Annotated in this window: 12 protein-coding genes; 6 read left to right on the top strand and 6 right to left on the bottom strand. The window is 66.1% G+C overall.

Annotated elements, in window-relative coordinates; translation table 11 throughout:
- Nucleotides 1-94: 94 nt before the first annotated feature.
- The 4 genes from EPB08_RS12580 to EPB08_RS12565 form a co-directional block, all read right to left on the bottom strand.
- Nucleotides 95-3880, bottom strand: a complete 3786-nt coding sequence (locus EPB08_RS12580; RefSeq protein WP_130619465.1) for a translocation/assembly module TamB domain-containing protein — start codon at nucleotides 3878-3880, stop codon at nucleotides 95-97.
- A gap of 10 nt (nucleotides 3881-3890) precedes the next feature.
- Complete coding sequence (locus EPB08_RS12575; RefSeq protein WP_130619464.1) at nucleotides 3891-5651, bottom strand: autotransporter assembly complex protein TamA; 1761 nt, start codon at nucleotides 5649-5651, stop codon at nucleotides 3891-3893.
- 378 nt (nucleotides 5652-6029) lie between these two features.
- A complete protein-coding gene (locus EPB08_RS12570) occupies nucleotides 6030-8627 on the bottom strand; it encodes a glycosyltransferase family 2 protein (protein WP_130619463.1) in 2598 nt (865 codons plus the stop codon).
- 425 nt (nucleotides 8628-9052) lie between these two features.
- Entirely contained in the window at nucleotides 9053-9520 is a 468-nt protein-coding gene (locus tag EPB08_RS12565; RefSeq protein ID WP_130619462.1) for a Dps family protein, read from the bottom strand.
- A gap of 119 nt (nucleotides 9521-9639) precedes the next feature.
- Between EPB08_RS12565 and hrpA the strand changes: the two genes are divergently transcribed.
- Nucleotides 9640-13752, top strand: coding sequence for an ATP-dependent RNA helicase HrpA (hrpA, locus tag EPB08_RS12560; RefSeq protein ID WP_130619461.1), 4113 nt, complete (start codon nucleotides 9640-9642; stop codon nucleotides 13750-13752).
- Between the two features lie 10 nt (nucleotides 13753-13762).
- Here the strand turns inward: hrpA and EPB08_RS12555 are convergent, their stop codons facing one another.
- Entirely contained in the window at nucleotides 13763-14239 is a 477-nt protein-coding gene (locus tag EPB08_RS12555) for a hypothetical protein (RefSeq protein ID WP_130619460.1), read from the bottom strand.
- 113 nt (nucleotides 14240-14352) lie between these two features.
- Between EPB08_RS12555 and EPB08_RS12550 the strand changes: the two genes are divergently transcribed.
- The 5 genes from EPB08_RS12550 (at nucleotide 14353) to EPB08_RS12530 (ending at nucleotide 22365) form a co-directional block, all read left to right on the top strand.
- On the top strand, nucleotides 14353-16488 hold the full coding sequence (locus EPB08_RS12550; RefSeq protein ID WP_130619459.1) for a bifunctional (p)ppGpp synthetase/guanosine-3',5'-bis(diphosphate) 3'-pyrophosphohydrolase: 2136 nt from the start codon (nucleotides 14353-14355) through the stop codon (nucleotides 16486-16488).
- A 77-nt stretch (nucleotides 16489-16565) separates the two neighbouring features.
- The gene (locus EPB08_RS12545; RefSeq protein ID WP_130619458.1) at nucleotides 16566-18398 is read left to right on the top strand and encodes a hypothetical protein; all 1833 of its coding nucleotides are present in this window, start codon (nucleotides 16566-16568) and stop codon (nucleotides 18396-18398) included.
- A gap of 10 nt (nucleotides 18399-18408) precedes the next feature.
- Nucleotides 18409-19254, top strand: coding sequence for an SDR family oxidoreductase (locus EPB08_RS12540; RefSeq protein WP_130619457.1), 846 nt, complete (start codon nucleotides 18409-18411; stop codon nucleotides 19252-19254).
- A 253-nt stretch (nucleotides 19255-19507) separates the two neighbouring features.
- Nucleotides 19508-21832 carry a penicillin-binding protein 1B gene (mrcB, locus tag EPB08_RS12535; protein ID WP_130619456.1) on the top strand — a complete coding sequence of 775 codons (2325 nt, stop codon included), beginning with the start codon at nucleotides 19508-19510 and terminating at the stop codon, nucleotides 21830-21832.
- A gap of 2 nt (nucleotides 21833-21834) precedes the next feature.
- On the top strand, nucleotides 21835-22365 hold the full coding sequence (locus EPB08_RS12530) for a tetratricopeptide repeat protein (RefSeq protein WP_130619455.1): 531 nt from the start codon (nucleotides 21835-21837) through the stop codon (nucleotides 22363-22365).
- Between the two features lie 164 nt (nucleotides 22366-22529).
- On the opposite strand, the gene EPB08_RS12525 is transcribed toward EPB08_RS12530, so the two are convergent.
- Nucleotides 22530-22907 carry a VOC family protein gene (locus tag EPB08_RS12525; protein ID WP_130619454.1) on the bottom strand — a complete coding sequence of 126 codons (378 nt, stop codon included), beginning with the start codon at nucleotides 22905-22907 and terminating at the stop codon, nucleotides 22530-22532.
- Between the last annotated feature and the right edge of the window lie 73 nt (nucleotides 22908-22980).

Genomic DNA, 22980 nt, shown 5'->3' with positions numbered 1-22980 from the left:
AGCGCACCCAGTGCGCGACCGGGGAGTCACGGTCAATCCTCTCCGTTGCCTATCGCGCACTGGGTGCGCTCCTACAAAAAGCTGGAAGCGGCCGTCAGCGCTCGTACCGGTAGTTGAGGCTCGCCCGGCTGAAGTCGGTGGCGTTTTGCGCTTCGAAGTTCCAGTGCTGGCTGAAGTGGTAGCGCAGCACGATCACCTGGCCGGGGTCGAACAGGCCCACGCCATAGCTGAGGTAGAGCCGCGGCGAGAGGTACTTGCCCACGGTGAAGGCGGAGCTCCCGTTGAGCGCATCGCTGCTGCTCACGCCCACGTCGTCGAAGCCCAGCCGCGTGCCGATGCTCTTGGCGAGCAGGTTGCCGGTGGCCGAGCCCAGCGCCTGGGCGGCGGCGCCCACCATGTTGCCTTCGCCTCCTTTCACCTGCGACAGCGGCTTGCCGGTGACCAGATAGGACAGGGCATCGGACTGTTCCATCACCGGCTGCGAGAATACGGTGAGGGTGGGGCGCTGCGCGGTACCAGCGATGTACAGGCCGACCTTCTGCCCGTCGTCGATGGTGGCGTTGGGGTTGAGCTTGCGGACGGCGCGGATGTTGAGGCCCGGGTTGTCGATGGGCGTGGTGGCGAACAGCAGCTGGCCGCGCTCGATCTGCAGGTTCTGGCCGTAGGCCTTGTAGGTGCCGTCGACTTCGATCTGACCCTGGCCGGTGGTGGCTCGCCCCGGCCGCTCGCTGACGACGAGTTGGCCATGCAGGCGGCCGTCCAGGCCCATGCCGACCAGGTGTGCCTTGTCGCCCAGTTTCACGGTGACACTGGCGGTGATCGGCATGCGGCTGGCTTCCTCTTCCTGCTGCTTGTCGTCCACCACCACCACATCCGGCGAGGCCTTGGTGGCGCCCGCGCCAGGCAACTTGTCGATGTTCACGTCGGCGCTGTCCAGCGTCACGCTGCCCGTGATGTCCAGTCCATCGGCGTTGTGGCGCACGGCGAGGTCCGGCGAAACGGCCACCTTGGCCGCGGGAATATCGACCGCCTTGAAGTTGCTGCCCTTCACCGAAACCACGCTCTGCGCACCGGTGCCGATGGCCGCGTTGCCTTGCAACACCAGGTTGCCATCACCGGAATGCAACGTGCCGTCGAGGCGGAAGTGCTGTGCGTCGGTGGTGCTGATGGCGACGCGCCCCTGGCTGAGCTTGAGGCCCATGGCCGGAATTTCCGCGGCGAAGTCGCTGATGGCAGCCTGTCCGTTGACTGCGGGTTGCGACAGCGTGCCGCCCAGCGTGAAGTCCGCATGGATCGCGCCCTTGGGATTCACCACTTCGGTGGTGAAGATCTCCAGCAGCGCGAGGTTGTTCACATGCAGGGAGACCTGCCCACCCAGCGCCTGTTGCGCGCCACTCAAGCTCACCTGGCCATCCAGGCGTCCGTTGTTGGTGAGTCCGGCATGCAGATCGACACGCTGGTTCGAGGGACTGAGCTGCGCGTTCAGCGCGAGGTTGTTGTAGGTGATCAGGGGCTCGTCGGGCCGGTCGGCATAGGCGATGGAGCCGTGCGTGGAAGTGATCGATGCATTGCCGTTGAGCGCGCCTGCCGTGTTGCGCCGGATGCTGCCGTTGCCCTCCAGCGAACCTTCCACGCGCATCGGCACCTTGGCCGTGCTCGCTGCGCTCATCAGCAGGGCGATCGGCAGGCTGTGCAGGCGATAGCTGGCGTCGAGGTTGCCCGCCTTGTCCTGCTTTGCCGCCGCGCACAGCAACGGCTCGCCTGCCGTCAGGCACACCTCGGAAAGGCTCATGGCGCCATCGTGGTAGGACAGCGCGGTGGATTGCTGCAGACGCCAGCGGGGCAGGCCGGCGAGATCGATGTTGAGCGAGGACAGCGTGCCGTTCCACGCGGAGCCTTTGAGGCTGCCGCTCAGCGCAAGGTCGGTGGAAAGCGGCGACCCGCGCGCATCGAGCGTGAGGCTGTGCCGTTCGGCCGTGCCATCGCCGCGCACGTTCACCTGATTGAAGCTGAGGCCGCCCGCGTTGACGCCCGTGGTCTCCAGGTCGAGCTTGCCGCCGGGGCGGCTGATGTCGGGCACGTTGGCCAGCAAGCGCAGGCTGTCGATGTGCTGCCCGACGTAGCTCAGTGCACTGCCTTGCAGGTTCGCGTCGACAGCCAGCTTCGGATACTTGCCCTGTACGCGGATCGTGCCCTGCAGGCGGCCGGCCGAATCGGGCAGCCAGTCGCCCAGCGTGGCGACCGCGAGCTTGATCGTCGCGTCGTTGCTGTTGCCCGGCCTCGCATCGATCTGCACGTCGCTGCCGCCCGAGATGAGGTGCAGCTTGCCGTCGACCACACCTTCCGGCGGAAGATGCAGCTTGCCGTCACCATGCACGGTGCGCTCGCGCAGGCGGCCGTCGAACTTGCGGATCTCCAAGGTGACGTCGGGGTGGCCCTGCGGCAGCGTGCCTTGCGAGGCGATGTCGAAGTCCAGCGAGCCATTCCATTTCGCCAGCACATGTCCGGGGTCGAACCGGTTCGCGGTGGCTTCCAGTTGCCAGCCCAGCACCGGCTGCAGCGTGAGCACGCCCTTGGCCTGCATCTGCCCTTGCGGCTGCTTGACCGTAAGTGCGTGCAGGTCGATCTGCTTCTGCGTGCCGTCCAGATCCAGCGTGACGTCAGCGAGCTTGCCGGGGGCGCCGATGGCGAGATCGCCCGTGGCGTGGAACTGGTCGAGGCTGCCCTTGGCCTTGAGACTGCCGTGGCTCTGCACCACCTGGCCGAGCATGTCCTCCGGCAGTTCGACATCCTTCCAGTCGACGGTGAGGTCGGCGGACAGGGGTTGCGCGCCCAGCGCCACCACGCCGCGCGCAGCGACCTCACCCTTGAACTGCGGCGAGGCGAGCGTGAGCTGGTCCACCGTCAGCGTCTTGAAGTCCTCGCTGAAGCGCACGGCGAGTGGGCGCAGCTGCAGCTGGTCATCGTTGAGGCCGAGCTGGCCCTGCACGCTGCCGCTGCGGCGATCGCCCTTGCCGTCCAGCGCCACGGTGAGTGCGGTGAGCGAGCTCTCGCCCACCAGCGGCTTGGGATCGAAACGTGGCGCATCGAGTCGTGCGGTCCATGGGTAATCGCCGCGCTGTGCCCATTGCAGACGGAGCTGGGCGACCATCGGTTGGCTGAGCTGCAGTTCGAGATGGGCCTGCTGTCCGTCGCCGTGCAGGTCGAGCTGACCCGCATACTCGGTACCGTTGACGGTCCATGCGAATGCCGCCTTGCTGTCACCCTGGTACTTGCTGCCGATGCCCATCGTGCCGGTGAGATCGGCGTGACCATCCGGTGCGCGCAATGCGAGCTGGCGTAGCTCGATGCCGCGGCTGGTCCAGCTGCCGGCCAGGTCGAGTGAGTTCGAAGCGAACAGCGGCTTGCCTTCCTGCGTGATCTTCACCGTGCCCACGTGCACGCGATCGAGCAGGATGTCCAGTGGTGGCTGCAGCGAGAAACTGCTTTCGCTCTCAGGTGTTTCCTCGCTCTTGGGCAGGGCAACGTCCACGCCATCGACGTTGAGGTCGATGACGTGCGCGCGCTTGCGCAGCAGCGGCGCGACGCTGAAATCCAGATGCGCCTTCGCCACCTTCACGTCGAGCCCCTTGCCGTCCGCGTAGCGCACGCCGGCAAGATCCAGCGGACCGACCAGCCGGCCCTGCGCGGATTGCACGGAAAGTGCGCCATGGGTGAATGCTTCGGCGCGCGCGAGGGCGAAGCGCAGTCCTGACCCGGTACCCGTCAGCCAGCCCACTGCAAGTAACAGCAACAGCAGCAGCGCCACGAACGACAGCACGAGCCAGCGCAGCCAGCGACGGCGAGGCTTGGGCGCGGTGGTGGGCGTGGCGGCATTCATCGCGGCGTTCTCATAGATCCGGGCCGATCACGACATGCAATTCCACGCCGTGCTCATCCGGGTTATGCACCGGCGTGCCCAGGTCTACCCGGATCATACCCACCGGTGACAGCCAGCGTACGCCGAGACCCGCGCCTATCTTCGGGCGGTAGTCGGTGTTGTCGAACGCATTGCCCGCATCGACGAAGGCGGCCATGCCCCAGTTCTTGGTGAAGTAATGCTCGACCTCGGTGCTGCCCACCAGCAGGTTCTTGCCGCCGATCACGCGATCATAGGCATTCTTGGGACCGATGCTCTGGTAGCTGTAGCCGCGCACGGAGCGGTCGCCGCCGGCGAAAAAGCGCAGCTGCGGCGGCAGGTCGCTGAAATCGTCGGTCCAGGTCATGCCGGCGGACCCGCGCAGGATCAGTCGATTGCGACCCCAGAACGAGGTGATCCACTTTGCGTCGGCGGTGACCTGGCTGAAGCTCGCATCCGACAGCAATCCGCCCACGGTACTGCGTGCGGCCAGCGTCAGCGACCAGCCGTTGCGCACGAAGATCGGGTTGTCGCCTGATTTGCGCGACAGCGAGATCTCCGGATAGAACAGGTCGCTGCGCCCGTGCTCGATACCCGGTGCGTCGTCGGGTTCGCCACCTTTCTGGCCCACGGTGAAGGTGCCGTCCAGCGCATGTATGCCAATCGTGCGCACCCAGCCGTACCACTCGCGCGTTTCATTGGCGACGAGTTCCAGCGTCTTGGAGTGCGAGGTATCGGTATCGGAATCGCGATAGGTGGCGCCGTAGTTGAAGCTGCGCTGGTTGGGGCCGGGCATTGGCACGGAGTAGAGCGTGGACAGCGTCTTCAGGTTCTGCGCGAAGACGAGCTCGTTCTTCCACTTGTGGCCGCTGCTGTTCACCCACCGGCGCTCGCTGCCCACGCGCACGCCCACGCCGGTATCCGTGCCTATGAAGGGGCCGCCGGTGTAGATCGTGCGTTTGGCGGGCACCAGCTCCACTTTCACCGCAACCACGCCGTTGTTCTTGTCGTCAACGTCGGGCAGCACGTTCACGACGGAGAAGTAGTCCGCGCCATTCAACGCCTGCTGCAGCTGGAGCAGCTTGTCCTGCGCGAAATAGTCGCCCGACTTGAACGGTACGTAGCGCTGCAGGAATCCCGGCTTGAACTGCGAGCCTTCGAAGTGGACGTCGCCGAAGCGATAGCGCGGACCGGCCTCCCAGGCGAGCTGGATCACCGCCGAGCGCTCGGCACGGTTCACTTCGACGCGGTGGGTGACCAGGCGCGCGTCGAGGAAGCCGTTGGCGGTCAGCGCGCCGCTCAGCGCATCGCGCGTGGAATCGTACTCACCGTGGTTGAGGGTCTGTCCCTTCAGGTTCTCGATGCTGCGCTTGGCGCGGCGGATGGCGGGAATGGCCGCGGCTGTCTCGTCGAGCTTGAGGTTCACCGCCGTCACCGTGACCGGCGGCCCGGGCGTCACATGCAGGGTGACGCGCCAGTCGGTACCGACCGGATCGAGCTGCCCCTCCACCTTTGCCTCGTAGTAGCCGTAGGGCTCCAGCGAACTCTTCGCCTGGTCGAGCGCCTGGTTGTACAGGCGCTTCACTTGCGCCTCGGTCACGTCGCGATTCGCGTACTGCGAGATATCCACGCCCGAGGTGACCGCCAGCTTCAGCGGATCGTCCACGCCATCCACCGACAACTGCACACCCGCATGCGCCAGCCACGGGGCCAGCAGGAGCGGCAGCAGCGTCAGGCGGCTGATTCGGCGCATGCAGTCTAGAGTCTGTTTATGCTCTCCCCGCAGCCCGCGCCGGGATCTATTTGCTCGCAGGACCAGGAAGAGTGAGGGAGTGTATGTCGATACACGACCGAGCGATGACGCCGACATGCGGGCAAATAGGCCCGGCCCGGAGGGTTGCCGTTGAGTGGCCGCCATGCGACAGCGCGCGGCTTGGCCTGACAGCCAGTCAGGCCTGCGCCACGCACTATCACCTGACGGCCACTCAACGGCAACGCGGACTGCGGGGAGAACATAAACAGGCTCTTTTCCATCCTGGAAGTGGTGGCATGCACGTGTTTGCGAACACGTGCAGCCCAAGCTTAGCCCATCACCTCGCGTGCACTGGTGAATGAGGCGTCAGCGAACGACTCAACCGGCCTTGTCGCCGGCCTTGTGCGCAATCCATGCGCCCACCACGGCGGAAACGTACGGAATCGACTGCGCCGCGAGGATGAAGATCCACAGCGTGCCCTCGAGGTACTGCGTGCCGAAGCGCAGGCTCATGCCGGTCACGCAGGCGGCCAACGCGATCGCCATCAACAGCTCTTCGCGCACCGGTGCGAACGCGGCGAAGTTGCTGCCGCCGAGGCGACGGCTCTTGGCGGTCACCACGAACGAGGTCTTCTCGCGCGTGAGGCCGTGCAGGATGCCGCGCGCGATGGCGTGCGACAGGCCCATGCTGGCCAGCGACGCCATCAGCGTGTCGTACCAGCTGCAGGGGACGCGAGCGCGGTACAGCACGATGCCGAAGATCGCCTTGGCGAAGAAGAAGCCGATCACCGGGATCAGGAACAGCTGCATCGGCAGGCTGAAGATGGTCGGGAACGCGACCATGCCTGCGGTCCAGAAGATCGCCATCATGGTGAAGATCAGGTGCAGCGCATCGGCGAACCAGCTGAACCAGCCGGTGAGGAAGTGGAAGCGCTGGCCACCCGACAGCGGACCCTTCTTGGTCATCCAGTCCCAGCGACCCTTGAGGATCTGCATGGCGCCGAACGCCCAGCGATAGCGCTGGCTCTTGTACGCCTTGAAGTCGGCCGGGGTCAGGCCCACGCCCATCAGTTCATCGACGTAGACCAGCTCGTAGCCCGCATGCATCAGGCGCAGGCCGAGCTCGGCGTCTTCGCAGATGGTCCATTCGGACCAACCGCCGGTGCCTTCGAGCGCCGAGCGGCGGACCATGGTCATGGTGCCGTGCTGGATGATGGCGTTGCGCTCGTTGCGATGGTGCATGCCGATGCGGAAGAAGCCGTCGTACTCCCACGCGGTCATGCGGCGGAAGCGGTTGTGCTCGAAGTCGCGATGCGCCTGCGGGCACTGCACCACGGCCACCTTCGGATCGTGGAAGTAGCCGGTGAGCGTGGCCAGCCAGTCTTCGCGCACCACGTAGTCGGCGTCGATCACCGCCACCACGTCCGCACGCGGGTCGGTTTCCTTCAGGCCGAAGTTGAGCGCGCCCGCCTTGAAGCCCGGCCACGGTTCCAGGTGGAAGAAGCGGAACTTCGTGCCCAGCTTCTCGCAGTATTCCTGCACCGGCTTCCAGATCGCCGGGTCCTTGGTGTTGTTGTCGATCACCAGCACTTCATAGTTTTCGTACTGGAGCGCGGCCAGCGAGTCGAGCGTGATGATCACCATCTCCGGCGGCTCGTTGTAGCAGGCCAGGTGGATCGACACGAACGGCTGCTTCTCCACCGGATCGGGCGCCAGCATGCCGGCGTGGCGAATCCAGTTGCGGCGCCACAGCACTTCGGTGAACTCGAAGCCGTTGATGAGCAGGATGGCGAGGATCGCAATCTGGGCCGGGAACAGCAGCACCAGCATCGTCCAGTCGATCCAGCTCAGGTAGAAATTGAACGGCAGCGTCGCCGACCACACGATCAGGCCGCAGGCCAGCTGGATCAGCGCGCAGAAGAAGAAGCGGCCCATCAGCTTGAAGCGGCTGTAGTGGCGCGCGAACCAGATCATTGGCAGCAGCGCGAGCAAGCTGGCGGCCAGCGCCTTCCACGGCCACGCGGTGTCTTCGGTCACCGGGCCGGTGAAGGGGAACTTCAGCTGGCGGTCGGCATTGAACATGCCCCAGTAGGCTTCCGTGCGACCGGAGAGCTTTTCCTTCCAGGGCTGGTCGAACGCCTCCATGATGTAGTAGTCGACGTTCTTCTTTTTCGCTGCGACGAACCACTGGCGCAGGAAGATCGCTTCATTGGAAACGGAGGGATCAGCGTGCTCGAAGCGATCGCCGTTCGACGGCCAGCCGATTTCGCCGATCACGATGGGCTTGTTGGGATACGTCGTGCGCAGCTGGTCATAGCTGCCCATCGCAGCACCGATGGCGTCTTTTCGATCTATACCGTTCCAGTACGGGAAAAGGTGCACGGTGATGAAGTCGACGTGTTCGGCCAGTTCCGGATACTTGAGCCAGATGTAATCCGGCTCGGCCACCGATACCGGCTGGTGGATTGCTGCGCGTACGCGATCCACGTAACCCTCCAGCTGTTCCAGCGGGATATCGTTGCGGAACAGCACTTCGTTGCCGACGATCACCCGGTTGATCGAGTCGGGATAGCGACGCGCCTGCGCGATCAGCGTCTCGATCTCCTTTTCGTTGTTGTCCAGGCGTCGATCGATCCACGCGCCGGCCATGACCTGCAGGCCTTCCTTGTCCGCCAGGCGATAGACCTGTGGATTCTGCAGCGTGGAGTAGGTGCGGATGCGCGGCGTGTACTGCTTGAGCAGCTTGAGGTCGCCGTCGATTTCCTGGTCGGAGGGGAAATCGTTCTTCAGCGGGTTCTGGTAACGCTGGAAAGCGGACAACGCAAAGCCGCCGATGGGGCCTTTCCAGTCCTCGGGGCCGTGGGGCAGGTTGCTCCACCACCACAGACCGATGTTCATGGCCGCCACGATCAGGGCGAGCAGGATGGCTGCTAGAAACGGATGCCGGCTGTCGTGGGTGGTTGCTGTCGCGCTCAAAACGATCCCCGTGGCTGCCTCACACGAGGCCGAAAAGCCCTGAAAGCTTAACCACGGAGCGCATTGGGCTCAATCAATCGTGAGAGGGAGTGGTCAGCGCAAGGTCAGGCCGGAGGCGGCTGGGCTCCACCGCGGAAGCAAGCAAGCCCATCCCGTGCCACGCGGCCCGCTCATCGCGGACGATTTGCGCGCCCGACAGGCGGCTGCGCGCCGCGTTCTGCTCAGTCCTTCCGAGCCTCGCGTGACTCATCGCGGGTGCGAGGCAAGCGGCAATTGTTCAAATGTCGTGATGAAGCGATGGCCCGCCATCTCGGGACCCAGGCCTATAGGCCTGCGGGCGACGGATGCCGTGGCGGGGCTGGTCCTGTTCCAGGGGAGGCGGAGCAAGCCTCTCCCCGGCGATCGGGGAGAGGGAGGGGGGATGCTTACTTGAGCAGCGAGCGCAACATCCACGCGGTCTTCTCATGCTCCTTCAGGCGACCGGTCACCATGTCGACCGTGCCCTCGTCACCCGCGCCATCGGCCACCTTGATCGCCTCGCGGGCGGTGTGGGCGGCGATCTCGTGACCTTCCACCAGCTGGCCGACCATGTCCTTCCAGTCCGGTACACCAGCCTCTTCCTTGATCGAGGTGAGCTTGCCGAACTGGCTGTAGGAGCCGGGGGCGAACACATCCAGGGTACGGATGCGCTCGGCAACCTCGTCGGCGGCCAGCCACAGTGCGTTGTACTGGGTCTCGAACATCGTGTGCAGGCTGTTGAAATGCGGCCCGGTGATGTTCCAGTGGAAGCTGTGGGTCTTCAGGTAGAGCGAATAGGTATCCGCGAGCAGCTTGGACAGCTGTTCGCCGATCTGTTCCCGGTCCTGTTTGGCGATACCGATGGAAATGGCCATGGAGTGCTCCTTTTCGAGGGTGGGGATGAAACCTGGATCCAGCTTAGCGAGGCGTCCGAAGGCAGTGAAATGAATCCTGCCGATGCTTTTGATAGCCACCGGCTATCATGTGCGGTCCGATGACCCAGGCAACCACACCTTCCTCCGCCACCGACCCGCGTCTGCGCGAACTGCGCAAGGCGCTCGAGTCGGTATCCAGCCGCGACTACGGCCGTCTGCAGGGCCGCTGGCGCGAGCTGTCGCGTCGCTTCGACGAAAAGAAGCTAACGGCGCTCACCGCCGATATCGAGGCCTCCGCGGCAAAGCGCCGCGCACGCACCGCAGCCAAGCCCGCGATCACGCTGGACGAATCGCTACCCATTACCGCGCGTGCCGAGGAGATCGTCGAGCTGATCCGCAAGCACCAGATCGTGGTGATTGCCGGCGAAACCGGCTCGGGCAAGACCACCCAGCTGCCCAAGCTCTGCCTGGCCGCCGGGCGCGGCGAAGCGGGCATGATCGGCTGCACCCAGCCGCGCCGCCTGGCGGCACGCTCGGTGGCGCGCCGCGTGGCCGAGGAACTGGGCACCGGCCTGGGCGACCAGGTGGGTTTCCAGGTGCGCTTCAACGACCAGGTGTCCGACCGCACCCTGGTCAAGTTCATGACCGACGGCATCCTGCTCGCGGAAACGCAGGGCGATCCCTGGCTGAGCGCGTACGACACCATCATCATCGACGAGGCCCACGAGCGCAGCCTCAACATCGACTTCCTGCTGGGCTACCTCAAGCGGCTTGCGGTGAAGCGGCCGACGCTGAAGATCATCGTCACCTCGGCCACCATTGACACGGAGCGCTTTGCCGAGCACTTCGGCAATGCACCCGTCGTGTCGGTGGAAGGGCGTACCTATCCGGTGGAAGTCCGCTGGCGCTCGGTGGACGAGGTTGCGGCACGCCGCGGGCAGCGTGCCGGTGACCTGCAGCAGGGTGGTGCCGATCATGTGGCCGCCGTGCTGGACGAAATCACCCATGACGATCCGCGTGGCGATGTACTGATCTTCCTGCCCGGCGAACGCGAGATCCGCGACGCCCATCTGTTGCTGTCGCGCCGCCAGTATCGCGAGACGGAAGTGCTGCCGCTGTATGCGCGCCTTTCCGCCGGCGACCAGGACCGCGTGTTCAAGCCGGGTCCGAAGCGTCGCGTAGTGCTCGCCACCAACGTGGCCGAAACTTCGCTCACCGTGCCGCGTATCCGCTATGTGATCGATTCGGGCCAGGCGCGCGTCAAGCGCTACAGCCAGCGCAGCCAGCTCGAGCGCCTGCACGTCGAGCCGATCTCCAGGGCCGCCGCCGACCAGCGCAAGGGCCGTTGTGGCCGCGTGGGTCCGGGTACCTGCTATCGCCTCTACGATGAGGCCGACTACGAAAGCCGCGCGGCCTATACCGATCCGGAGCTGCTGCGCTCGTCGCTGGCCAACGTGATCCTGCGGATGCTGTCGCTGCAGCTGGGCGAGGTCGACGAATTCCCGTTCCTCGAAGCGCCCGATCCGCGCGTGATCGCCGACGGCTACCGCCGCCTGGCCGAGATCTCGGCCATCGATGATGCGCGTCACCTCACGCCGATCGGCCGCGTGGTGGCCAGGCTGCCGATCGACGTGCAACTGGCCCGCATGCTGGTGGAAGCGGAGAAGCTGCACAGCCTGCGCGAGCTGCTGGTGATCGTATCCTTCCTGAGCATCCAGGATCCGCGCGAGCGTCCTGCCGATGCGCGCCAGCAGGCCGATGCCGCGCATGCGGCGTTCGCCGATCCGAAATCGGATTTCGTCGGCGTGGTGAACTTGTGGCGCGAATACGGCAAGGCGCACGAGGATCTGACGCAGTCGAAGCTGCGCGACTGGTGCTCCCGCCACTTCCTCAGCTTCATGCGCATGCGCGAATGGCGCGAGCTGCACCGGCAGCTGTTGCTGGTGATACAGGAGCTCGGGTGGAAGCTGGACGCCGCCGTTGCTCCCTCTCCCCTGCGGGGAGAGGGGTGGGGTGAGGGGGCAACCTCGCCCCGCGCTTCAAAAGAGCGAGCTCGTGCTGTTTCCAACAAGCGAGATAGGAAGGAGACCCGCGAGCACCCACCCCTCACCCCAACCCTCTCCCCACAGGGGAGAGGGAGCAGCGACGACGAAGCAACTCGCCAGTACGAATCCATCCACCGCAGCCTCCTCGCCGGCCTGCCCACGCAGGTCGGTCACAAGGACGAAAAGGGCGTCTACCGCAGCACGCGCGAGCGTCGCTTCCAGGTATTCCCGGGTTCGTCGCTGTCCAAGGTGCCGCCGAACTGGATCTTCGCAGCGCAGATCCTCGACGTCGGCGGCCGCGTATGGGGCATGGCGTGCGCCCGCATCGAGCCGTTGTGGATCGAGCAGCAGGCGGCGCACCTGTTGCGTTCCGCCTGGCGTGATCCGCACTGGTCCCGCAAGCGTGGCCATGTGGTGGCCTACGAGCAGGTGAGCCTGTTCGGGTTGACGCTGGTAGAGCGTCGTCCCGGCACCTTCCAGAAGCAGGATCCGGTGCTGGCGCACGAGATCTTCCTGCGTGAGGCGCTGACCCGCGGTGATATCGACGCACGCGCCGACTTCGTGCGCGCGAACCAGCGCGTGCTGGAGGATGCCCGCGGCATCGAGGCCAAGCAGCGCCGCGAAGGCCTGTTGCGCTCCGAGGACGAACTCGTGGGCTTCTTCGAAGGCAAGCTGCCACAGGACATCGCGGACAGCCGCGCGCTCGATGCGTGGTATCGCAAGGCGCGTCCCGCCGAGCAGGCGGCGCTGCGCTGGTCGCTGGACGACGTGATGAGTGGCGGCGCGGGTCTCGATCCCAAGGCGTTTCCGGCCTCGCTGGATGTGCCACCGCCGGCCATGGATGGCCAAGTGCCGCGAGCGCAGGATGCGCGGGAGCGGCCGCAGAAGTACCGCCTCGAGTACCGTTTTGTTCCTGGTGACGACGCCGACGGCGTCACCTTGCACCTGCCGCTGGCGATGTTGAATGCGTTGCCCGCGGCGCGTTGCGAATGGCTGGTGCCCGGCTTGCTGGCCGAGAAGGTGGCCGAGCTCATCCGCGGTCTGCCCAAGGCGCTGCGCCGCAATTTCGTGCCGGCGCCGGACTTTGCACGCGCCTTCGCCGAAGCCGAGGCGCCGCGCGACGAGTCCTTGCACAAGGCGCTCGCCGCATTCCTCAAGCGAGCCACCGGCGTAGACGTCGCGGCAGCGGATTTCGATGCGGTGGAGCTGCCCGCGCATTTCCGCATGCGCTATCGCCTGCACGACGAGAACGGCAAGACCCTCGCCACGGGTCGTGACCTCGCCGCAATGCGTGGGCAATGGGAAGGCCAGGCGCGCGAGGCGTTCTCACGCAAGACCGACATCGAGCTTACGCGCGAGGACATCGCCAGCTGGGATTTCGAAGAGATCCCCGCGCAGGTGCGCTCGGCCGGTGGCCTGCTGGCGTTCCCGGCACTCGTGGACCTCGGTGACGCCGTGGCTCTGCGCGTGTTCGAGCGCAGCGATGAGGCTCGCGAGGCGCATGTCCAGGGCGTGGTGCGCCTGCTGCGCAACGCGCTCGCCAGCGATATGAAGCAGGCGCGCCGCCGCCTGCCGATCGCCAATCCGCTCGCGTTGAAATACGCACCGCTCGGTGGCGTCGATGGCTTGCGTGAAGACCTGGTGGAAGGCGGCTTCAGCGATCTGCTCGAACGCCACGACCTCAACGTGCGTACCGCTGGCACCTTCCAGGCGCTGCACACGCAGATGGCGCGCGAGTTGTTTGGTGCCGCGGTGGAGCGCCTGAAGCTGGCCGAGCCGATCATCGAGGCGCAGGCCGACATGAAGCCCTGGCTGCAGCCGCCATTGATGGGTTTTGCGCGCGCCAGCTACGACGATCTGCGCGAGCAGCTCGATTCCTTGCTGATGGCAGGATTCCTGCGTGAATTGCCCACCTCGCGACTCGCGCACTATCCACGCTATCTGAAGGCGATGCGCCTGCGTGCCGAGCGCCTTCGCCAGGATCCGGCCAAGGACCAGCAGCGCATGCTGCAGGTGCTGCCGTTCTGGCGCGATTACCTCAAGCATCGGGCCGCAGGCACCGGAGGATTGGACGAACTGCGCTGGCTGATCGAGGAGTGGCGCGTGTCGCTGTTCGCGCAGGAACTGAAGACGGCCGAACCGGTGTCGGCCAAGCGACTCACGCGGGCGCTCGAAGCGCTCGCGTGAGTCACGCGCGTCAGTGGACGCGCTTCACGCTGATGCTGTTGGGGCAGCCCTCGACGTACATCAGCCAGTTGCCCATCATCATGGGCTTGATGGTGACGGTCGGGTTCTCGGCGTGGGGGCAGCTGTAGCTGCCCGAGCCGGCCTGCTTCCACAACTGGCCGTTGTCGAGCGGGTACTGCATGTTTTCCCCGAAGCCGTCGAAGGAACCCTTCAGGCGCGCAGTGATCACCGTACGCTTGCCACTCTCAGGGTAGAACACCGGCTTGCCTGAGGAGTCGACCACCTTGGTGATCACCTTGCCGTGACCGCTCAGCCAGTCGTCGAGGTTCTTCAGTTCGTCCGGCGAAAGCTTGTCCAGTCCCGAGGCCTTGAACTCCGCCGGGCTCATGCGCTGCTGCAGTGGCACGTACTGGTCGGCGGCCTGGGCAAAGGCGGGAACGATCAGGGCGACACTCATGAACACGGGCAGCAGGCGGGCCAGACGCATGGGAATTTCCTCATAGTCATAGGGAACAACGTCGCCGCGGCAGCATACACGGCATGAACCGCCGGTTCATGCGGCGGGCGGGCCTTGGATCGCGCCTGCACTAGAATGGCGCCATGGTCCAAGCCGCCCTCACTGCTAGCCCGGGTCTCACCCAGTGGCGCGAACGTGCCGGCCGCGTCCCGCCTGTGCTGGGCGAGGCGCTGGATGCGTGCGCGTCGCTGGCGGTCAACCAGGCTGAGTACGCGGATGTGCTGGATCTGCTCGCCATGCTGGGATGCGATGCGCAGACCCAGGCGGCGGCACTCTGGTTTGAGGTCGCCCGCGTTGATCCAACAACATGGGCGCACCGCGAGTCGACGTTGCCGCCCGTGTTGCAGCGCCTGGTCGCCGGGCAGGTGGCTGCCGAACGGGTATGGGCACTGCACGCCCAGCACGGCGCCGATCACGGCGCTGAAGGTTTGCGGCGTCTGTTGCTGGCCATCATCCGTGACGTGCGCGTGGTGTTCATCCTGCTGGCGCGGCAAGTGGCGCGCATGCGCGTGGCCAGTGCGTGGCCCGAGGCCGAGCGTCAGTCGCTGGCGCGGCTCACCCGGGACATCCACGCGCCGCTCGCCAATCGCCTCGGTATCTGGCAGCTCAAGTGGGAGCTGGAAGACCTCAGCTTCCGCTACCTGCAACCGGAAACCTACAAGCGCATCGCAAAGCTGCTGGACGAGCGCCGCGTCGACCGCGAGGAGTTCATCCGCGAATCGCTCGACCTGCTGCATCGCGCGCTCGATGCCGCGGGCATCCGGGCGGAATTGGCCGGGCGTCCCAAGCACATCTATTCCATCTGGAAGAAGATGCAGCGCAAGTCGCTGGAATTCTCCGACCTCTATGACATCCGCGCGGTGCGCGTCCTGGTGGACAGCGTGGCCGACTGCTATGGCGCGCTCGGCGTCGTGCATACGCTGTGGCCGCATCTGCCGGGCGAGTTCGACGATTACATCGCGCGGCCGAAGGGCAACGACTATCGCTCGTTGCATACGGCCGTGATCGGGCCGCGCGGCAAGACGCTGGAAGTGCAGATCCGCACGCACGAGATGCATCGCATCAACGAGCTGGGCGTGGCTGCGCACTGGCGCTACAAGGAAGGTGGTGCGGGGGACAGCGAGTTCGAGGCGAAGATCGCCTGGATGCGCCGTTTGCTCGAGCCCCGTCCGGACAGTGAAAGTGACCTCGCGGCGGATCTGCACACCGAACTGCTGGAAGACCGCGTCTACGTGCTTACGCCCAAGGGCGAGGTGGTGGACATGCCACGTGGCGCCACCGTGCTCGACTTCGCGTATCACGTGCATACCGAGGTGGGTCACCGTTGCCGTGGTGCCAAGGTCAACGGTCGCATCGTGCCGCTGACCTTCCAGCCATCCAGCGGCGATCGCGTGGAAGTGCTTACCGCCAAGGTGGCCGAGCCCAGCCGCGACTGGCTGTCGCCGCACCACGGCTATCTGCATACCTCGCGCGCGAAGGACAAGCTGCGCGCGTGGTTCCGCCGGATTGCGCACGACGCCAACGTCGCCGCCGGTCGTGCGATGTTCGAAAAAGAACTCAAGCGACTGGCCTTGCCGTCCGCGGACATCGGCAAGTTGCCGGCGCACTTCCATGTGAAGACGCACGATGAACTGCTGGTGGCGCTGGCACTGGGCGAAATCGCTCCGGGACAGATCGCACGCGTGCTGCAGGAGGCCTCTGCACCGCCACCGGCCATGACGCAGTCCGCCACCGTTGCGCCGCCGAGGCCGGCCGTGCCGGGCCAGAGCGCGCTAAGCATCGAAGGCGTGGGCAACCTGCTCACCACGCTGGCGCGCTGCTGCCAGCCCTTGCCCGGCGATCCGGTGCGGGGCTTCGTCACCAAGGGGCGTGGCGTCTCCGTGCATCGCGCCGACTGTCCGAGTCTCGCGCGCCTGGTGCGTCGCGATCCCGACCGCGTGATCGACGTGGAGTGGGGCAAGGCCGCGGCGCGCGCCTACGAAGTGGACATCGAACTGCATGGCTACGATCGCAAGGGCCTGCAGAAGGACGTCACCAGCCTGATCAGCAACGCGAGCGCGCATATCATCGCCTCGTCGAGCCGCGTGTTCACCCGCACGGGCGAGGTGGAAATGCGCTTCACCCTGCGCGTGCGCGATTTCGAACAGCTGTCCGGCTTGCTGGCCCGACTGGTGGCCTTGCCCAACGTGGTCGACGCGCGCCGCGTCAGCGTTGGCTGAACGCCGGGCGCGGGCGGGCCGGTCCCGGCCCCCCGCGATGCTAAGCTGCAAGCGAGAAACCTCACCTCCCTAGGCCCATGAACGGACGCAAAGACCACAACGACCACGGGTCGCCAGGCCGTACCGAGCCGACCCTGGGCAGCCTCGACAACCTGGATACGCCAGCCTCGCCGACCTCGTCGAACGAGATGCCCCGGGACGAGGATGGCCTGCCCAAGTTCAACCTCGCGCCGGACATGCGTCGCCCGGTGCCCCCGCGTGAACCCACGTCACGCCCGCGGCTGCGCCCACGCAAGCGCGGCTGGCTGGTGCCGCTGGCGTTGCTGGTGGTGATCGGTATCGGCACCAGCGTGTGGATGGGACAGGACAGGCTGCGTGGACTGGTGCCCAGCACCGAGCTGGGTGACCTGTTGAGTCGCGCCGATACGGCGCTGCAGGACGGCCGCCTCGAAGGCACCGACGGTACCAGCGCACGCGAGTTGTACGAAGCGGCACGCGCACTTCAGCCAGACAACGATCGCGCCCGCGATGGCCTGCGTAACGTGGGTCAGGCCGAGATCTCCCGCGCCGACGCGGCGCTGCAGGCCCACAAGCTCGATGAGGCCGACCAGGCGCTGACGACGGCGCGTGAGTTGCTGGGCGGCGGTAGCGACGTCGACCGCCTGAGCCAGGCCATTGCCAGCGCACGTAACGGTTCGGTGCAGACGGATCGGCTGGTCGACCAGGCCCAGCAGGCGCTCGATGCAGGCAAGCTCGATGGCGACGACGGTGCAGGCGCGCTGTACCGGCGCATGCTCGCCGCCGATCCAAATAATGCCGTGGCCCTGCATGGGCTCGACAAGGTGGCCGACGCGCTCGCCGGCCAGGCCCACAAGGCACTGGATGCCGGCGATCATGCGGCGGCCTCCGCGCTGGTCGACCGCATCGCCGTGCTGTTGCCGAACTACGGTGAGCTGCCTGCCTTGCGCGCCGCGCTGGTGCAGGCCGACCAGCAGAACAACAGCCAGGTCACGGACGCGATCAAGCAGGGTCAGGATGCGCTGCGTGCCGGCCGTATCACCGGTGACGGTGACGACACCGCGCTGGCGCACTTCAAGGCCGCACTGGCCATCGATCCGAATAACGACGATGCCAAGACCGGTCTCGGCCAGGTGGCCCAGGCCCTGATCGTGCAGGCCAATGCCGCGCTCGACAGCGGTGACACCGCGCATGCCAGTCCCTTGCTGGATCAGGCCGAGGCGCTGGCCCCGCATTCTGCAGAACTGGCGGCGGCGCGCGGACGGCTGACCGACGAGCGGAAATCCGTTGCGGCCGCGCAGGCCGGCAGCGGTGGTGACAAGCAAGCAACCGCCGAGGAAGCGCAGCCGACCAGCAAGGGCGAGCGCCACAAAGCCGCCGCAGCCGCCCAGGTGGCGAGCGACGCCGAGGACGACAGCGCAGCAGGGCTGCAGCACCCGCCGCTCACTCCGCAGCAGAGCGCCGAGCTGTCGCGCACGATATTGCGTGCCGACACGGCGGCGCGGCAGGGCAATCTCATGCTGCCGCCGGGCGAGAGCGCCTATGACCTTTACCGGCAGGCGCTCGCCATCGACGGCAACAACGTAACGGCCCGCAATGGACTGGAAAACCTGCCCAATCTCGCCATCAGCCAGTTCAACCAGGCCGTGGCGAGCGGCAACCTGTCCACCGCAAACAGCCGGCTGGCGGACCTGGCCGACCTGTCGCCGGGCAACACGAACCAGGGCGTGCTGCGCCAGCGGCTGGCGAGTGCCTGGATGGACCAGGCCGAACGACAGTTGGACAGTGGCGACCGCGCCGGTGCTGCCCAGTCGCTGGATAGTGCACGCAAACTCATGCCGGGCAATCCACGCCTGGCCACCTTGATGGCACGCCTGCAGTCCGGTTCCTGAGGAATCGCTCATGACGGTGATGGTGTTTGGGGCCAGCAGTCAGATCGGCCACTTCCTGCTGCCGCGCCTGCACGCGCGCGGCGAAACCGTGATCGCGCTGAGCCGCCGCGAGCGTGCCAGCGAACCCGGGCTGACCTGGGTACAGGGCAAGTTGCCCGATCGCGTGCCGGACGTGGGGCGTCCCCTGGTGATCATCAGCTTCGGCCCGCTGCTGCCGTTTGCGCAGTGGCTGTCCTCGCTGGTGCTGGCGCCGGGAACGCGGGTGATCGCGACCAGTTCGATGAGTGCCGAATCCAAGCAGGATTCCGATGTGCCGGCCGAGCGCGCGATTTCGCAGTCGCTGCGCGATGGTGAATTGGCGTTGGCCGCTGCCTGCGAAAAGCAGGGGGCGTTGTGGACGATCTTCCGTCCCACGCTGATTTACGGCGCGGGGCTCGACAAGAGTCTCACCCCGATCGCCCGCCGCGCGATGCGACTGCGGGTGTTTCCGCTGCCCGCCGGTCGGGGCCTGCGCCAGCCGGTTCATGCCGATGACATCGCCGCCGCCGTGGTGGCCGCGCTGGATCATCCCGAAGCGGCCGGCCGCATCGTGCCGCTGGGTGGGGGCGAGCGGCTCACGGCCGGCGAGATGTTTGCCCGGGTGCGCCGCAGCCTGCCCATCGGCACCTTGCCCATTCCCGTCCCGGCCACGCTGTTGCACCTGGGTCGCCACGCCGTACCCCGGCTGCGCGGTCCGCTGACGCGGTTGGAAGCCAACCTCATCGCCGACAACAGCGAGCTCCAGCGCCTGCTGGGCGTCTCACCGCGCCCGTTCCAGCCCGACGCCGCCTGCTGGGAGCCCAACACCCCCCTGTAGGAGCGCACCCAGTGCGCGATTGGCCTCGCCGGAACCCCTGATTCTGTGGCGAAACCGCGTGGTGACTTGATAACGGGGTGTTGCGGTCGCGCACTGGGTGCGCTCCTACAAAAGTAGGAGAGGGGGGGCTTGAGACCTCGCGGGCGCCTTCCTTCGGCCACATCCACGCCACAAATTGCCGCTGGCGTTCAGATACCCGCCGGGAAGCGGGTCCTATGATCGCGTGGCCCCTCCTGTTCAGGATTCTCCCTCTTTGGCCTTCTTGACCCGCCTCCGTTCGTTCGCCAGCGCTGTCTGGCCCTGGGTGCGCATTCCGTTCTGGATCTGCATGGGTCTGCTCTTCGGCTTCGTGCTGCCCTACACCCTGGTGCTCAACAAGCGGGTGCAGGACCGCTTCAACGACCTGGTCTTCGCGGTGCCCACGCGCGTTTACGCGCGGCCGCTGCCACTGTCTACCGGCACGCCGATGACGCCCGCGGCGCTGGAGCTCGAACTGACCTTCGCCGGCTACGGCAATGACGGACGCGGCCAGGTGGCGGGCACCTGGGCGAAGGACGGCAGCACCTACAACATCGCCTCGCGTGGTTACGCCGGCCCTGATGGTGGTGAGTTGCCCAAGCGTATCCGCGTCGTGCTGGGCAAGGGGCAGGTGGCCAGCGTGAAGGACATCGGTACCGGCCGATCGCTGGACCTGGTCCATCTCGATCCCGCGCGCATCGCCACGGTGTACGGATCGCAGCAGGAAGAGCGCCGCATCGTACGCCTCGCCGACGTGCCGCCGCTGCTGATCGGTGGCCTGCAGGCAGTGGAAGATCGCGACTTCAAGCATCACATCGGCATCGACTTCACCGCGATCCTGCGCGCCTCGTTCGCCAACCTGCGTGCGGGCCACACCGTGCAGGGCGGCTCCACGCTCACGCAGCAGCTGGTGCGCAACCTGTTCCTGGATCGTTCGCAGAACCTCACGCGCAAGTTCAACGAAGCGCTGATGTCGATCCTCATCGAAACGCATTACGACAAGAGCCGCATCCTCGAGGCCTACGTCAACGAAGTGTTCCTCGGCCAGCAGGGCAATCAGGCGGTGCATGGTTTTGCCGCCGCGTCGGAGTTCTATTTCGGCCGTCGCATGGAAGACCTCAAGCCGCAGGAGATGGCGCTGCTGATCGGCCTGGTGAAGGGCCCCAGTTACTACGATCCGCGTCGCTATCCGGATCGTGCACTGGTGCGCCGCAACCTCGTGCTCGACCAGTTCGTCGAGACGGGCCTGATCGGCAGCGACCAGATCGCCGCCTACAAGGCCACGCCGCTGGGCATCGTCACCAACGGACAGCTGCCGCACAACCGCTTCCCGGCCTTCATGCAGCTGGTGCGTGCGCAGACCACCAACGACTTCGACGACGAGACGCTTTCGAACGGCAACCTGAGCATCTTCACCACGCTCGATCCGGCCGCGCAGCTGTATGCGGAACAGGCGATCACCACGACCGCGGCCAACCTCGGCAAGCGTGGTGAAGCGGCGCAGGCTGCGGCGGTGGTGACCGAAGCGAAGACTGGTGCGGTGCTCGCCATGGTGGGCAGCAAGACGCCGGGCGAGCAGGGCTTCAATCGCGCGATGGACGCGCGTCGCCCGATCGGCTCGCTGATGAAACCGCTGGTCTATCTGGTGGCACTCGCCAGTCCGCAGCGCTGGAACCTCGGCAGCCCGGTGGAAGACTCGCCGATCAGCATGCGCCAACCCGATGGCAGCTACTGGACGCCGAAGAACGACGAAGGTGATGTGCACGGCTCGGTGCCAATGATCGATGGCCTGGTGCATTCGTGGAACCTGGCGACGATCAATCTCGGCATGACCGTCGGTATCCCGCGCATCAAGGCGTTCCTCGAATCGTTCGGACTCACCGACGTCAATCCGAGTCCTTCGCTGCTGATCGGCGCCGAGGACATGTCGCCGTTGCAGGCCGCGCAGCTGTACCAGTACATCTCAGCCGACGGCCATGCGTTGCCGCTGTTGGCCGTGCGTGGCGTGGTCGATGGCAAGGGCCAGACGATCAAGCGCTATGAAGTGAAGACTGGTCCCGGCGAATACCAGCCGGCCGTACGCCTGGTGACGTGGGCGATGCAGCAGGTGGCGCGTTCGGGCACGGCCGCTTCCATCGGCAGCTCGGGCCTCGCCTATCTCAATGCCGCCGGCAAAACGGGCACTAGCAATGACATGCGCGACAGCTGGTTCGCTGGCTTCACGGGCGATCACCTCGCGCTGTTCTGGATGGGCCGCGATGACAACAAGCCGAGCGGCCTGTATGGCGCCACCGGCAGCCTGCGCGCGTGGCAGGAGCTGTTCCGCAAGCTGCCTACGCGCCCGCTGTCGGCAGCGCCGGGCGACGGCCTGGAAATGGCCTGGATCAATGCCAACGGCCATCGCTCGGAAGAAGGATGTGAAGGTGCGCGCCAATTGCCGGTGGTCGCCGGTACACTTGGCCAGGACGCCGAAGGCTGTTTCTGGCAGCGCGTCGGCAATCTTTTCGGCAGCGCCGACTCGTCTTCCGCGCCTGCCACCCCCGCACCCGTCCGAGATTGATCATGTCGCGCCGACTTCTTCGTCATTCCGCCATTCCCGCCACGCTGGCGGTCCTGCTGCTTGCCGCGTGCACCCAGCCCAGCGTGCCGGCCCAGGCCACGCGCCCGACGATCTCGGATGAGCAGATGCTGGCGTCGATCCGTGCGGCAGGTGACAAGGAGAAGTCCGTCATCGACGTGAACCCATTGCGTGACCCCGGCGTGGCCGCGCTGCAGGATGCCGCCGAAGGCGACCTGCGCACGGGCAAGTACCAGGATGCGGCTACCAAGCTGGACCAGGCCTTGAAGATCAGCCCGGATTCGCCGGACCTGCTGCAGGACCGCGCCGAGCTGTCGATTCGCCTGAAGGATTACGGCAGCGCCGAGAAGCTCGCGCACCGCTCGTGGGAACTGGGCCCGAAGCTCGGGCCGCTGTGCGCCCGCAACTGGCAGACCATCGTCGAACTGCGCAAACACGCCGATGATGACGCGGGCGCCGCGAGCGCCAGCAAGTCGGTGGCGCAGTGCCATGTGGAAGGGTTGCCGCGTTACTGAGCCGTTGAAGTAGCACACGCTCCTGTAGGAGCGCACCCAGTGCGCGATAGCCGACGGAGCGTTGAAGCATCCAGGGTTCCGCACGGGCGAAAACCGCCTGGTGCGGTGCCGCCGTTGCGCTGCGGTCGCGCACTGGGTGCGCTCCTACAAGTGAGCGCTTCGCGCTAGCGCCTGCGCTCTTCCATCAACCCCACCAGATTGCCATCCGGATCGCGCAGGAACGCCAACCACAACGTGTGGTCGGATAGCTCTGCCGTGGCCTGCGGTTCGCGCTCGCCCACCGCGCCGCGATCGAGCAACGCGGCGAAGGCCTTGTCGATGTCGTCCACCCTGAAATACAGGATGGAATTGCCGCCCACCGAGCCCCCGCCTTGTGGCGTGGACAACATCAGGCGCACGCCGTCGCTGTCGAGGAAGGCGAGATTGGGTGCCGGGCGAAACAGGAACGGCAGCCCGAGGATGTCGCGATAGAACGCCAGCGCCGCATCGACGTCGCTGACCGTGACAGCAATCTGACCGATGCCGCTGGTGGGCGTGGACATGGCGATGCTCCGCGAGAGACCGGTGGAAGTCTAGGGCATTCGCAGGCCGGCGGAAGCTCCGCCATACTTAACA

It is taken from the genome of Dyella amyloliquefaciens, from assembly GCF_004296575.1.
Classification (GTDB): domain Bacteria; phylum Pseudomonadota; class Gammaproteobacteria; order Xanthomonadales; family Rhodanobacteraceae; genus Dyella; species Dyella amyloliquefaciens.
This window is presented reverse-complemented; position numbering and strand designations above follow the sequence as displayed.